Origin of the sequence: Cohnella silvisoli, from assembly GCF_021190915.1 — a bacterium.
GTDB classification, from domain to species: domain Bacteria; phylum Bacillota; class Bacilli; order Paenibacillales; family Paenibacillaceae; genus Cohnella; species Cohnella silvisoli.
In genome coordinates this window covers 410,896-424,541 of record NZ_JAIOAP010000002.1, presented here as the reverse complement: position 1 = coordinate 424,541, position 13,646 = coordinate 410,896, and the positions used below count along the sequence as shown (strand labels likewise).

Here is a 13,646-nt window from a genome sequence, read left to right as displayed (position 1 = left end):
TGTCCCGACAGGTCAGTCTTTCGGCCTATCGGGACTTTACAAATGAGGGATCAAGGAATGTCCAGCTTCTATAACAATCGGTTGGCGCTGTTTCTGTTCTCCGCTCCGACGTTGATTTTGTTTACCCTGTTCGTCGTCTATCCGCTTTTCCCGCAAATCCGGATCAGCTTTTTCGATCACGACGGGATTAATTACAACGGCTTCGTGGGGCTGGACAACTATAGGGACGTGCTGCATTCGTCGGAGTTTTGGCACTCGGCGTACAACAATGTGAAAATCGTGCTGATTTCGACGTTCGTCGGTCTCCCGATTTCGCTGCTGCTGGCCCTTGTGTTGGATCGGATGTCGCCCGGCATCCGGAGATACTTCAGGATGACCAGCTTCATGCCTGCCGTCTTGTCCGTTACGGTTATTGCGCAAATGTGGATCGCCATGTTCGAGCCGCGCTTCGGCGCGTTGAATCAAGCTTTGTCGACGGTCGGGCTCGGGGATCTTAAACGCATATGGCTGGGTGACCCGGAAACGGCTTTGCCCAGCGTTGCGTTTGCGTTTCTGTGGCAGTACATCGGGCTCAATATGGTGCTATTTTATACGGGGATCAAATCCATTCCGAAGACGTACTATGAAGCCGCTCTGATCGATGGGGCCGGTTTTTTCCAAACGAACGTCCGGATCGTGCTCCCGCTTTTGCAGGAAGTGGTCAAATTCGTTCTGGTCATCTCGGTCATTGGCTGTTTGAGGCAATTCGAGCATGTGAAAATGATGACCAACGGCGGACCCGGCAGCGCCTCCCGAACCGTCATTTACGAATTATACTATCGCGCGTTTAACATGTACGAGTTCGGGGTCGGCAGCGTGATCGCCATCTTGTTCGTCGTAGCCTGCCTGCTGATTACTTTTATGATCAACAATCTGGTGGCGAGAGAAAAAATGGAGTTTTAGCGAGGGGATGCCGGCGTGGTCCGAAACATAAACAGAGGCGTTCTGAAAGCGGTGCTGATCGTTCTCGGAATCGGTTGGATATTCCCGCTTATCTGGATGGTTTTAATATCCTTCAAAAAACCCGGCGAAGTGTACGGGAGCCCCTTCCGATTGCCCAAGCAATGGATCTTTGACAACTATCCGAACGCCTTGAAGTCGTTCGATTTTACACTTTACTTCACGAACAGCGTCATTTACTCCGTGGGAACCATCCTGATCACGTTGATTTTGGGAAGTATGTTCGCTTATTGCGTGGCAAGAATGAACTGGAAATTCAAGTCGGTGGCTTTGTCCTACGTCGCGCTCGGCTTGATTATTCCGGCCCAGGTGACGATCATTCCGCTATTCATGCTGCTAAGAAGCTTGCATATTAAGGACACCCACTTGGGATTGATTTTGCCTTATTCCGCTTTCGCGTTATCGCTGTGCGTGATGATGCTTTACGCTTTTTTCCGCACCGTGCCCAAAGAGATGGAAGAAGCGGCGATAATGGACGGCTGCAACGTCTACGGCGCCTTTTTCCGCATCATTCTACCGATCATCATGCCTGCGATCGCTACGCAAATCGTTCTAATCTTCATGAACACGTGGAACGAATTTTTCATGGCGTTTATTTTGACCGGACAAGAGGAGTTCAGGCCGCTTCCGATCGGCTTGTTGAATTTTTTCGTCGGGAGAGGGACGCCGGAATGGGGCATGATCGGAGCGGTAATGGTCGTTTCCAGCGTGCCAACCATTCTCGTCTATCTGGGATTTAGCGAGAAAATCGAGAACGCATTGACTGCGGGAGCGGTATTGAAATGATTCGGATCCGGGTGTCAGACGGAGTAGCGTGGTCGGCGGTGGATATCCCTTTTTTGGAAGAAGGTTTGTTCGAAACAAGCTTCTGGGATAACGGAAAAATTAAGGTAGAAGGAAAACGATTGCCGGCACGTGGTTCGGGGGAAACCTTGGAGCTTACGGTAAACATGACCTTTGAGCAGGAAACGGACTTTTACGGGCTGCAGCTGGATTGGCCGATCGATCGGAGCTTGCGGTGCGCGTGGAAACCTCATTTGTGCCCGGATGAGGATATGGTCATCGGCGACAAGGTGTTTCGTTCGCCGGTTGTCATTGTGGAGAACGCTACCGAGATGAAGGCGTTTATCCCCGATTTGAATGGAATCGCAGCTACGCGCCCAATTCCCCATCTGATGGATTATGTACAGACGGAGCATCGGTTTACCTACGGGTTATGCCATTATAAGGAGAGCGACCACGTCTATCATCGATTGGATCCGAAGCTTTATCGAATTCAAGGAGAAATCGGTTTCAAGCTGTTTATTGTTACCTGGAAAAAAAATGCTCCTGAGCCGTATCGTGATTTCCGCAAAGTGGAACAGATGTTATGGGAGCTGTATGGGGAGCGGAATCTCACAAATTTGGACGCGAAAGACACGCTCGCCTCGATGCTGCCTTATATGGAGCACACCTATCATTGGGCGTTCGAAAGCTGGAAGGACGTTTGCTGGCAAGAGTTCAAGCTTCTGGGGGCGACGGTCGGCGGCGTAGCGTTTCTCGTGACGGCCGGACAGAAGCCTGGCCAGGGAAGGGAGAACGTGTGGCGGGAGCCCAAGAGCATCTGGAATCAACTCTGGTTCTGCAGCTTGCGCAGCGCATACGGTTATGCGTTATGGGGCCGGCATCTGGAACGCCGTGACTGGATGGAGAAGGCAGAGAAAGCTTTGAATTTCGCGTTATCCGCCCCGCAGCGGAACGGATTGTTTCCGGCCGTGTACGAAGCGGGGGCCGATCAAAGCTGGGAAAACGGAAGGTGGCATTGGTCCGCACCGCGAAAACCGGCGGGTTTGGATGATTATGTTCATTTGGCGGATAGTTCGTGGACGTGTTATTGGCTGCTCAAATGGTATCTTGATGTTGATCGGGATCCGCGGATCCTTCCGTATGTCCACAAGTATGTATTTCGTTTGCTGGAGCTGCAATTTGACAACGGTAGTTTTCCAGCTTGGGTGAGCCCCCAAACCTTCTCAAGCGCGCCGTATCTGATCCAAAGTCCGGAAAATGCCGTTCATGCGATGCTGCTGTGCAAGCTTTACGAATTGGAGCTAAGCGCGTCTTACCTGGCGGCAGCGGAGAGAGCGATGGCTTTCGTCCGGGAGCGGGTTATCCCGATCGGCCGTTGGGAAGACTTCGAAACGTACTGGTCTTGTTCCCGGGAGTGGGAAGGAAAGGCTTATGGACAACCTGATCCGAGAAGCGGACTTTACAATCAGAACAATTTGGGCATCTATTGGACGGCGGAAGCGATGAAGGAGCTTTATCGACTGACGGGAAAAGAAAGTTATTTGCTCGAGGGTGAACAAGTGCTGGCCGAGCTTTCCCTCTATCAGCAAATATGGCAGCCGCCTTTTTTTGAAATCGGGACAATCGGCGGATTCGGAGTCATGAACAGCGACGATGAATGGAATGACGCCCGGCAAAGCCTATTTGCGCTAACTTATTGGGATTACTATGTCATGACTGGGAATGAAAGCTATAAACGCCGTTCGTTGTGGGCGATGAAAGCGTCCTTCTATATGATGTACTGCCCGGAGAATCCCGTCGTCAAACGAAAGTACGAATCCGTTCACGGTCATTTCGATCATCGCGATTACGGATTCAATATGGAAAATTTCAACCATCACGACGGTACCTCTATTGACGGAATCGGAGAGTTTACAATATTTGACTGGGGCAATGGCGCGGCATCGGCATCTTTAATCGAGTTATATAGAAAATGAAAGCAGGGCTGTCTTGTAAGGTCTTATGACCTGAGAGACAGCGCCTGTTTTTACATTTTGTCATGCAAAAACATCCACGACGATGGTTGAAAATGAGGCGAAAATCACCGGGTATGACAGGGGCCGCGCGGCGGGGATGTTTAGCGTTTGCGGTTAATCGCCGGATTGCGTTACAATGAACGGAGAGCTCGAAAGCAAGGAGGTGCGCGGTGAACTTTCTACATACGGATTGGTTGTCCCGGTTGGATTATGGAGAAGCATGGGACCTGCAGAAGAAGCTTATCCAAGAAATTGATCGCGAAGAACGCAACGATACGCTGTTACTGTTGGAACATACGCCGACTTATACGATCGGTTCGGATCGCCACCCCGAGCATCTGCTGTACGGGAAAGAGGAATTGGCCCGCCGAGGAATCGCGCTTTATGAAATCGACCGGGGCGGCGACATCACGTATCACGGCCCCGGGCAGTTGGTAGGTTACCCGCTCTTGTATTTGGACGCAGTCGGATTGGATCTTCATGCATACCTAAGGAAGCTTGAAGAAGCGATTATTAAGTTGCTGGCGGATTTCGGAATCGTAGGCGGAAGAAAACAGGAATATACGGGCGTTTGGGTCGGGGACTTGAAAATCGCCGCAATCGGCGTTAAATTCAATAAAGCCCGCACCCGGCGAGGATTCGTCACGAGTCACGGGTTCGCTCTGAACGTTAAGAAAGACGTGGAGCAAGAAGGATTCCAAGGCATCATACCATGCGGTATCGATGAGTACGGCGTCACTTCGATCGAGACGCTTACGGGTTCGGAAATAAACGTCGAAGAAATCGGAAGACGAATCGTTCCTTACTTTACCGAGGTGTTCGGTTACTCCATACCTATTGCAGCAGAGACCCTAAGCTCATAAGCAGCGTAGAGACGAGTAATACCAATAAGGTTACGTAAATAACGATCTTAAACCAACGGTTGTTCATCGATAAACATCCTTTCAAAATGAGCTTGTCTACTCTTCTATTGTAACGAAAGCATCGTCAGGAGGAAAGATCATGGTACAAAAAGAACGATTATTGGCAGAATTTATGGAACTGGTAAAGATAGACAGCGAGACGAAATACGAAACGGAAATCAGCAAAGTGCTTACGCGGAAATTCGAAGCTTTGGGACTTGAAGTGACAGAGGATGACGTAGCGGGCAAAATCGGACACGGAGCGGGAAATTTGTTCGCGTGGCTTCCTGCTTCAACTGGACAGGAACATGTACCGGCTATTCTTTTCACTTCCCACATGGATACCGTATCCCCGGGTAAGGGGATCAAGCCGCGTTTGGATGCGGACGGCTATATCCGCAGCGACGGGACGACGATACTTGGCGCCGATGACAAAGCTGGCTTAAGCGCGATGTTCGAAGCCCTTCGCGTCCTTACGGAGCAAGGCTTGCCGCACGGAGCCATCCAATTCGTCATTACCGTCGGAGAAGAATCGGGCTTGCTCGGCTCTCGGTCAATGGATGGCTCGCGACTCCGCGCTAAATTCGGCTATGCGCTCGATTCCAACGGCGCGATCGGAGACATCGCGGTCGCTGCGCCGACCAACTCCCGGCAATACATAACGATACGCGGCAAAGCCGCTCATGCCGGCGTTAATCCGGAAGACGGAATCAGCGCCATCCAGGTCGCTTCCAAAGCGGTTTCACGCATGAAGCTCGGCCGGATCGACAGCGAGACGACCGCTAACATCGGCCGTTTCGAAGGCGGCGGCGAAGTGAACATCGTCACCGATACGATCAAGATTTTCGCCGAAGCCCGCAGTCAAGTCCAAGAGAAGATGGATCGTCAGATCGATTCCATGCGCGAAGCTGTCGAAAGCGCGGCCAAGGAATACGGCGCCGAATTCGAATTCGTTACGACTACGATATACCCTGCTTATTCCTATGGGGATGACGACGAGGTCGTAAAGGTGGCCAAAGCGGCCATCGAAGCGATCGGGCTAAAGCCGCACACCTTCTCATCCGGCGGCGGCAGCGATGCGAATATGTTTAACGGTAATGGCGTACCTACCGTTAATCTTGCGGTAGGCTACGAGCATATCCATACGACCAACGAGCAGATTAAAGCGGATGATCTCGTGAAAACAACGGATCTGGTGCTTTCAATTGTGTCTGAGACGTTAAAACGAGGGTAATCGTTCCAATCGAAGATTGATGCGAGATTATGGCAAAGAACCAGCAGATTCCCGATAAGGGATTGCTGGTTTTTGGGCTGTGAACGGTTCAGGTACCGGACTTGCGGCTCACAGTGGAAAGCAATTCAATTAAGGGGGTATTCCCGCCCCGAAGCTTCTTCTCCTGACGTAAGGCGTGGCGGATTTCCCAAGCTTTGCCGACCAAATGGAGCTTCTGCGGCGTGGCATATTTTTTCAACATGGTTATGAACCTCCTCTGGATAAAAACAACTTTGTCTGCCCGCGCTTGCAATCGATCGGACAAGACTATATGTTGAGACTATGCGCGTAAACTTGATTTCATGTATGGAGGCCATTATATGAGCGATAAAATAAAGCAGCCGCAACATCCTTTCTATGAAGAAACGCTGGAAACGAAACCGATTTTCCAAGGAAGAATGATCTCGCTGCAAGTCGATACGGTGCGTCTTCCCAACGGGGAAACAGCGACAAGAGAAATCGTGCGTCACCCGGGAGCCGTTGCCGTCGTCGCGCTCTTAGACGATAAAATGCTGGTCGTAGAGCAGTTCCGCAAGCCGCTGGAAAAGGTGCAGGTGGAAATTCCCGCAGGCAAGCTTGATGCCGGAGAAGAACCGGAAGCGGCAGCGCTAAGGGAACTGGAAGAAGAGACGGGGTATCGGGCGCGGAGTATCGTTCATTTGCAGTCGTTCTCCACGTCGCCGGGCTTCGCGGAAGAAATCGTTCATTTGTATTTCACCGACGATCTGGAGAAGGGCGAGGTACATCTGGATGATGAGGAGTTTCTGACCTGTGAAGCAATCACGTTGGAACAGGCGCAGCAATACATCCGGGAAGGGCGAATATGCGATGCAAAAACGTTGCTAGCCGTCTACGCTTGGCGCATGCGGACGCTAACGGGCTCGTTCTGACCATGATTGCCTCCGAATTAAAGCTACAGCCCTATTATGCGGACTTGCATGTACATATCGGCCGCAGCCAGGATGGACAGCCTATCAAGATAAGCGGCAGCAAAAACTTAACTTTCGTGAATATCGCGAAGGAAGCCTCCATGCGCAAAGGCATTGAACTCATCGGAATTATCGATTGCCATTCCCCGTCCGTTCAAACCGACATCTTAAACAGTCTGCATTCGGGCGAGATGGAGGAAATAGCGGGCGGCGGCATACGTTACCGGAATACGACGATCGTGCTTGGCGCGGAGATGGAGGTTAAGGAGGAGAGCGGAGGGCCCTTTCACTTGCTCGTCTATTTGCCGAGCTTGCAAGCGATGCAGGAATGGACTTCTTGGATGAAGCCAAAGGTGACGAATATTGCTTTGAGCTCGCAACGCATCCGGGTCTCGGCGAGGGAATTGCAGGCGGAACTGCTGGCAAGAGGAGGTCTTCTCGTTCCCGCGCATGTGTTCACGCCGCATCGGGGATTGCTGGGATGTTCGGCGGACAGGCTAGCCGATCGGCTTGATCCGGATGGGATCGCGGCGATCGAACTTGGGCTGAGCGCGGATTCCGAAATGGCCGGTTACTTGTCCGAATTGGACCGGTATCCGTTTCTGACGAATTCCGATGCCCATTCAACGGGCATGATTGGCCGCGAGTGCAATGAGCTGTTGCTGGCGGAGCCGTCTTTCGATGAATTGAACAGAGCATTGAAGGGGCAATTCGGGCGTAAAATCATTGCGAATTACGGGCTCCATCCAGAGCTCGGGAAATATCATACGACTTATTGCAACCGATGCAAAAAGGCGATTCCGCAAGCGAACGAGTTTTCAGGAGAGTGTCCATTTTGCGGCAATTCCAAACTAATCCGCGGCGTGTCCGGGCGCATCCAACGACTTGCCGATCGCGAACAATCGATGCAGCCCGCTAACCGTCCTCCTTATCGCGCGCAAGTGCCGCTGTCTTTTTTTCCCGGAGTCGGTCCTGCCAAACGCGAGCGTTTGTTCACGGAAGTCGGTACGGAGATGGAGGTTTTGCATCGAATACCACGGGAACGGCTGGCTGCCGTTATAGGGGACAAAACGGCGGATCTGATCATCGGCGTAAGAGAGGGGAAAGCCGTCTTTACGCCGGGCAGCGGAGGAAGTTACGGGAGCATGAGCCAATCATAAAGTCGACTTGTCCAACATACACATAGGCACGAGGTATACCGTGATTTGTGGACAAGGAGGAAGCCCCCGTGAACTTTCGGTTATGGAATTTGTCGGCTCGCGATAATCTGAATTTGTACGTCTTCATGGGTGTTCTCATTATCGTCGGAGCGATATTCGGGGCGTTGCTCGTGAACGCTCTGACTTTAGAGCAGCAGCAGGAGCTGGCGGATGAAATCGGGGTCTACATGACTACCGTTAAAGACTCACAAAATTTTTCTCATGCGGCGACATTCTGGGATAGCTTCTGGTTTTACGGGAAGTGGTTGTTTCTGATTTGGTTGTTAGGTTTGTCCGTCATCGGGCTGCCGTTCGTGCTTGCGCTCGATTTCCTGAAGGGTGTGTTAATTGGCTTCGCAGTCGCATTGCTGGCCCAACAGCTTGCCTGGAAGGGTGTATTCTTCTTCCTAGTCGCGACGGCGCCCCAGAATGCGCTCGTCATACCTGCGCTCATGATCGCGAGCGTGTCGGCCGCAAGGTTCGCTTATTTTGTCGTGAGAGAGCGATTGTTCAGGCGCAAAGGACAGCTGTTGCCGCCATTTCTGGCCCACACGGCCGTAACGCTGGTTATGCTAGTCATGTTATGCTTAGCTTCCTTATATGAAGCGTACCTGTCTCCGCTATTGTTAGAGCGAATAACACCGTCTGTCGCGTCCGCAGAAATTTCTTCTCTATCTTCTAAATTCTGATACAAGGTTTGACTTATCGAATAAGCTCATCCTATAATGAAGGGAAGTGCACCAGCGACCGGAGGGGGAAACTATGGAAGCCCGCATTGAAAAAATCAAACAGCAATTGCAATCTCAGGGCTACAAACTGACCCCGCAAAGGGAAGCTACGGTTCGGGTGCTCCTCGAGAACGAAGAAGATCATCTTAGCGCGGAAGACGTGTTCATGCTTGTCAGGGACAAGGCTCCCGAAATCGGTCTAGCGACCGTGTACCGGACGCTTGAGTTGCTAAGCGAGATGCACGTCGTCGAGAAAATGAACTTCGGAGATGGCGTTGCCCGTTACGATCTGCGTACGGACAACAACAAACACCACCATCATCATCTCATTTGCGTGAAATGCGGTTCCATGTCGGAGATCATGGAGGATTGGCTTGTACCGTTAGAGGAAAGACTAGAGCTGGAATACCGATTCACGGTACTTGACCATCGCCTAGACTTCCAAGGGATATGCGCGAAATGCCAACCGGAGAAACCGCCAGAATCGGACAACGAATAAAATATACGAATGAGATAGAGGCTATCCCCAGGTAATCTACGGGGTAGCCTCTATTTGGCATATTCGTTGTTCATCCATTTATTTCCGATTCAGCAGCTTCTGGATTTGGCTCTCGATTTTGTCGGGCGTATCTGTCGGAGAGAAGCGCTTAACTACCCGTCCGTTCTGATCGATGAGAAACTTCGTGAAATTCCATTTGATGCTTTTCAATCCGAGAAATCCTGGCGCTTCCTTGGTAAGGTGTTTATACAAAGGATGAATACCTCTGCCCTTCACGTCGATCTTCGCATGAAGAGGGAATGTTACGCCATGATTGAGTTCGCATTGCTGGGCTATCGTAGCCTCGTCGTCGGGTTCCTGATTGGCGAACTGGTTGCTGGGGAATCCGAGTACGGCCAAGCCTTGACCGCCATACGTTTCATGTAACCGCTGCAAGCCTTTGTATTGGGGAGTGAAGCCGCATTTGCTGGCCGTATTTACGATAAGCATGACTTTACCGCGGTAGTCGGAAAGGTCCTTCGATTCGCCGCGTATAGATTTTACTTGAATGTCGTATAAAGACATCGTTAACGCCTCCCATGCAAATAGATGATAAAAACTGTTCAATGGAATCCTCGCTATAAATTAAATTGTATACAACCAATTTGTCGAAGTCAAGGCTTTGACAGCACGATTATCAGATGGTATAGTTAAGGCGATTAAATTGCATGCAATTAATTCCTCGCCGATGGAACGAGACTAAGGAGGCGCGAATGAATACCGACTCGGTATTAAAGCTGGACAATCAGCTGTGCTTTGCGGTTTACGCGTGCGCCAGGGAAATTACGAAGCTTTACCATCCTCTCTTGAAGGAGCTTGGCCTTACTTACACGCAATACGTGACGATGCTCGCTCTGTGGGAACAGGACCAAGTTACGGTGAAGCAGTTGGGCCACAGGCTTTATTTAGATTCCGGAACGTTAACTCCCTTGTTAAAGAAGCTTGAGGCAATGGGGCTTCTTACCCGCTCAAGGGATAAGCAGGATGAACGCAGCGTAATCATTCAATTGACCGAACAGGGCATACGTTTAAAAGATAAGGCCATCGACATCCCTGAAAGGTTATTTTGCCAAGCAGGCTTATCTCCAGAGGAAGCGGAAGCCTTTCGCAAACAAATAACGGATATGTTAGAGAAGGTTCAACACATTCAAGGCGATAACAATTAGAACTATCAGGACTATTAGGAGGAAAATACAATGTCAATCTATGAGTTCTCGACCCATAAGCCAAACGGTGAAGCCGTGGATTTGAGTGTGTATAAAGATAAGGTGCTGCTCTTCGTTAACACGGCTAGCGAATGCGGGTTTACGCCGCAATATACGGATCTCCAGAAACTGCACGAGACTTATGGGGATAAGGGGCTTGTCGTGCTCGGATTTCCTTGCAACCAGTTCGGGGGGCAGGAGCCGGGTACCGCAACGGAAGTTGAAGCGTTCTGCAGCTTGAATTTCGGCGTAACTTTCCCGCTGTTCGAGAAAGTTGACGTTAAAGGTCCTGACGCGGACCCAATATTTCAATATTTGACGGAGCAGACGGGCGGGGAGATCAAGTGGAATTTCACGAAATTTCTCGTAGATCGCAAGGGGCAAGTCGTCAAGCAATACGATTCATCGATTACGCCGCTCGAAATCGGACCGGACATTGAACAGTTGCTAGTTTAACGGTGATGATTCGGGTTGGATAAAAATAAAGGGGCTGCCCCGTAAGGTCGAAATCGACCGGGGGACAGCCTCTTATTTGTTTAAATCCGCAATCCATTGCTGGACGGGAAGAGAAGGCGGGATACCGAATTCTTCTTGGAGCATCATGCATAGTTGTTCGTACTTCTTGTTCACTAGAAATAGATTGCCAGCCTCGGCATGACATTGCATGACCAGAAAATAAATCTCTTCCAGGAAAGGGAGTTTTCGCTCCATAAGGTCGTACACTTGAAGAGCTTCCTTGCGGTAGCCGGCTTCCTTCCATACTAGGCTGACAGCCAGAGCATGGTTATACCATATGTCGCGCAGCCGCTGTCTTTCGTTCTCAGCCCATATGTAATCGTGCTCAGACAAGTAATCGCCCGTATAAGCTTCAAGCCATTGGAGATGAAGATGTGCGGTTTCCGGCTTTAATTCGGGCAACTCGCGTCTGGATTCTTCCCAATCGTTAATGTCATAATGATTGTTGCCCAAGTCGAGGTAATAATCGGTTCCGCTATTGGTCAACCGGATGTTCAATTCGGCCATTTCGAGAGATTTACGGATTTGATAGATCGTCGTGTACAGCTGCGTGAACGCTTTTTTGTAATCCGTATCCGGCCAGAACAGCTCAAGCAAAATGTCTTTGCGCACCGGTTGATTTCTCTTGTACACCATGTAGGCGAACAATTCTTGCGAACGGACCGTTCTCCAAGAGAATGGCTCGGATTTGCCATATTCAATTTGTAATCTACTGAAGCAACGGACAGTTGCGATTACGGGTTTTATCGTTTGTTTGGCAAGGTGAGGCTTATGCTGCTGTAATCTTCGGACCGTGCGGCTCAATCGCTCTGAATGAATAGGTTTTAACACATAATCCAACGCTGCGTGATCGAATGCTTTTATGGCATATTCCTCATATGCGGTCACGAATACGATATCTATGGTCGCATCTATGATTTGCAGCTGTTCGGCAGCTTCCAAACCCGATATTTCCGGCATGTCGATATCTAGGAACACAACATCGGGCTTTAATCTCGTAATTTGCTCGAGTGCCTCGCGGGCCCACGAGAAGGTACCGACAATTTCCATGCCGCCGATCTTGGTCAGTTGTCTCTCTAAATCTCGTAATGCCAATCCTTCATCATCCACTAAAATCGCTCGCATCCGGTTTTCCCTCCAACCATAACTTTATAATTCTCCATCGGCATATGTAATCGATATTGTGAGCGTTCCCTCGGCTTGTTTTCCCCAAGCAGCGCTAAGTGATCGACTATGACAAGAATAGAATTGTTCAAATGAATATGCGACTGCTTGGCTCCCCTATTGGATAATCAATGATTTGATCATAAGCCAAAATAAGGTTGGAAAACAATAAAAAAGGCAACTTGATAAAGCTTAATGTCGATGTTTGACGCGAGCTTTACCGCTTAGCAGCCGAGCAGCCGGGGCAATTTGCAGCAATCCTCTGCCAACAGCGTTACTGCCGCCGGTAATTTTTAGGGCTGCTTTCTTGAGCCTCTGGCTCACTTCCGAAGCGCTTAGTCTTGGATTGATTCGGCGCAGGAGCGCGGCAGCGCCGGTTACATGGGGCGAAGACATCGATGTCCCGGACTCACTGCGGTAAGTTCCTCCAAGCCATGTGGATAAAATATGGACTCCAGGCGCAGCGATGTCGACGCCGCGGCCACGGCTGGAGAAGTAGGCGACGCGATTGCCTCGGGTCGTAGCAGCGACCGCGATCGTCTCTGGATAACGCGCAGGCGCATCGATCCGTTTCAACATTGTGCCGCTGTTGCCTGCCGAGGCGATCATTACGGCGCCTTGGCTTCTTGCCTTGCGGACGGCATCCCTTAACAATTGGCTGTCACCGCTTAGGCCAAAGCTCATATTCATGATCTTGATACCGCGCGCCAAACACCAATCGATCCCTTCGACGATATCGGAGATAAAGCCGGTGCCTGTCGCATCGAGCACTTTGACGGCATATAGCTTGACTTTCGGGGCGACCCCGTAAATTCTTCGACTTCCCGTTGCGGCTGTAATACCCGCGACATGGGTGCCGTGGCCATTGTCATCCGCGAAGGATTTGCCGTCCAGCGTATTGACGCCTCCGGCAATCCTTAAATCCGGATGGCGGGCGATGCCCGTATCGACGATAGCCACCTTAATGCCGCTTCCGAAATTTGCTGTTTTCCAAGCTTCAGGAGCGCGCACCCGGCTTACATTCCAGGGGATCCGGGCTTTATTGACCGCGGTTTTGACTGCGGAATGCCCGATAACGTGGGATTTCACCTTAAGATCCTTCTCGACGTAAGCAACGCGCGGATGGCCGTGCAGCTGTTTCCAATTGCTGGCTCGATCGGCATGATAACAAATGAAATTCAGCGAATCGACGACTTTTACCGGTTTGATTCCGGCAATGGACAGTTGCTTCAGACAGCGGCGATAATCTTCTTTGCGATGAAGCACGATGTTCCTTCGTTCCGTGCGCAAGGAGGGCTTGCGTTTAGCCGAGTCGCACAGCTGTCTAGCCAAAGCTTTCATGAAGTGTCCTCCTGGGCGGGTCTTGGCCGTATTCTGTTGTAAAATATGGAG

General features: G+C 50.7%; 16 protein-coding genes. 11 read left to right on the top strand and 5 right to left on the bottom strand.

Annotated features, from left to right (window positions below; all coding sequences use genetic code 11):
• The first annotated feature begins 57 nt into the window (after positions 1-57).
• The 4 genes from K7P76_RS05585 to lipB all read left to right on the top strand — a co-directional run bounded on the left by K7P76_RS05585 (position 58) and on the right by lipB (position 4,663).
• Positions 58-942, top strand: coding sequence for a carbohydrate ABC transporter permease (locus tag K7P76_RS05585; RefSeq protein ID WP_232184158.1), 885 nt, complete (start codon positions 58-60; stop codon positions 940-942).
• 15 nt (positions 943-957) lie between these two features.
• Positions 958-1,785 carry a carbohydrate ABC transporter permease gene (locus tag K7P76_RS05580; RefSeq protein WP_232184157.1) on the top strand — a complete coding sequence of 276 codons (828 nt, stop codon included), beginning with the start codon at positions 958-960 and terminating at the stop codon, positions 1,783-1,785.
• Complete coding sequence (locus tag K7P76_RS05575; RefSeq protein WP_232184156.1) at positions 1,782-3,761, top strand: hypothetical protein; 1,980 nt, start codon at positions 1,782-1,784, stop codon at positions 3,759-3,761. Before K7P76_RS05580 ends, K7P76_RS05575 begins: the two co-directional genes overlap by 4 nt.
• A gap of 209 nt (positions 3,762-3,970) precedes the next feature.
• On the top strand, positions 3,971-4,663 hold the full coding sequence (lipB, locus tag K7P76_RS05570; RefSeq protein ID WP_232184155.1) for a lipoyl(octanoyl) transferase LipB: 693 nt from the start codon (positions 3,971-3,973) through the stop codon (positions 4,661-4,663).
• Here lipB and prli42 read toward each other — a convergent pair.
• Positions 4,635-4,730: a stressosome-associated protein Prli42 gene (prli42, locus tag K7P76_RS33620; protein WP_373692333.1), complete on the bottom strand. Its 96-nt coding sequence runs from the start codon at positions 4,728-4,730 to the stop codon at positions 4,635-4,637. The genes lipB and prli42 overlap by 29 nt on opposite strands.
• A gap of 72 nt (positions 4,731-4,802) precedes the next feature.
• On the opposite strand from prli42, the gene K7P76_RS05565 reads away from it, so the two are divergent.
• Positions 4,803-5,936 carry a M20/M25/M40 family metallo-hydrolase gene (locus K7P76_RS05565; RefSeq protein WP_232184154.1) on the top strand — a complete coding sequence of 378 codons (1,134 nt, stop codon included), beginning with the start codon at positions 4,803-4,805 and terminating at the stop codon, positions 5,934-5,936.
• Positions 5,937-6,024: 88 nt separating this feature from the next.
• On the opposite strand, the gene mciZ is transcribed toward K7P76_RS05565, so the two are convergent.
• A complete protein-coding gene (mciZ, locus tag K7P76_RS05560; protein WP_309244737.1) occupies positions 6,025-6,174 on the bottom strand; it encodes a Z-ring formation inhibitor MciZ in 150 nt (49 codons plus the stop codon).
• A gap of 121 nt (positions 6,175-6,295) precedes the next feature.
• On the opposite strand from mciZ, the gene K7P76_RS05555 reads away from it, so the two are divergent.
• The 4 genes from K7P76_RS05555 (at position 6,296) to fur (ending at position 9,330) form a co-directional block, all read left to right on the top strand.
• Complete coding sequence (locus tag K7P76_RS05555; RefSeq protein ID WP_232184152.1) at positions 6,296-6,865, top strand: NUDIX domain-containing protein; 570 nt, start codon at positions 6,296-6,298, stop codon at positions 6,863-6,865.
• Between the two features lie 2 nt (positions 6,866-6,867).
• Positions 6,868-8,064 carry an endonuclease Q family protein gene (locus K7P76_RS05550; protein WP_373692340.1) on the top strand — a complete coding sequence of 399 codons (1,197 nt, stop codon included), beginning with the start codon at positions 6,868-6,870 and terminating at the stop codon, positions 8,062-8,064.
• 68 nt (positions 8,065-8,132) lie between these two features.
• The gene (gene spoIIM / locus K7P76_RS05545) at positions 8,133-8,792 is read left to right on the top strand and encodes a stage II sporulation protein M (protein ID WP_232184150.1); all 660 of its coding nucleotides are present in this window, start codon (positions 8,133-8,135) and stop codon (positions 8,790-8,792) included.
• A 73-nt stretch (positions 8,793-8,865) separates the two neighbouring features.
• Entirely contained in the window at positions 8,866-9,330 is a 465-nt protein-coding gene (fur, locus tag K7P76_RS05540; RefSeq protein WP_232184149.1) for a ferric iron uptake transcriptional regulator, read from the top strand.
• Between the two features lie 78 nt (positions 9,331-9,408).
• Here fur and K7P76_RS05535 read toward each other — a convergent pair whose 3' ends face one another.
• On the bottom strand, positions 9,409-9,894 hold the full coding sequence (locus K7P76_RS05535; RefSeq protein WP_232184148.1) for a glutathione peroxidase: 486 nt from the start codon (positions 9,892-9,894) through the stop codon (positions 9,409-9,411).
• Between the two features lie 188 nt (positions 9,895-10,082).
• Between K7P76_RS05535 and K7P76_RS05530 the strand changes: the two genes are divergently transcribed.
• Both K7P76_RS05530 and K7P76_RS05525 read left to right on the top strand, forming a co-directional pair.
• Entirely contained in the window at positions 10,083-10,535 is a 453-nt protein-coding gene (locus tag K7P76_RS05530; protein ID WP_232184147.1) for a MarR family winged helix-turn-helix transcriptional regulator, read from the top strand.
• A 30-nt stretch (positions 10,536-10,565) separates the two neighbouring features.
• Positions 10,566-11,030 carry a glutathione peroxidase gene (locus tag K7P76_RS05525; protein ID WP_232184146.1) on the top strand — a complete coding sequence of 155 codons (465 nt, stop codon included), beginning with the start codon at positions 10,566-10,568 and terminating at the stop codon, positions 11,028-11,030.
• 72 nt (positions 11,031-11,102) lie between these two features.
• Here K7P76_RS05525 and K7P76_RS05520 read toward each other — a convergent pair whose 3' ends face one another.
• Both K7P76_RS05520 and K7P76_RS05515 read right to left on the bottom strand, forming a co-directional pair.
• On the bottom strand, positions 11,103-12,215 hold the full coding sequence (locus K7P76_RS05520; protein WP_232184145.1) for a response regulator: 1,113 nt from the start codon (positions 12,213-12,215) through the stop codon (positions 11,103-11,105).
• Between the two features lie 231 nt (positions 12,216-12,446).
• Positions 12,447-13,595, bottom strand: coding sequence for a S8 family peptidase (locus K7P76_RS05515; RefSeq protein ID WP_232184144.1), 1,149 nt, complete (start codon positions 13,593-13,595; stop codon positions 12,447-12,449).
• Positions 13,596-13,646 lie beyond the last annotated feature (51 nt).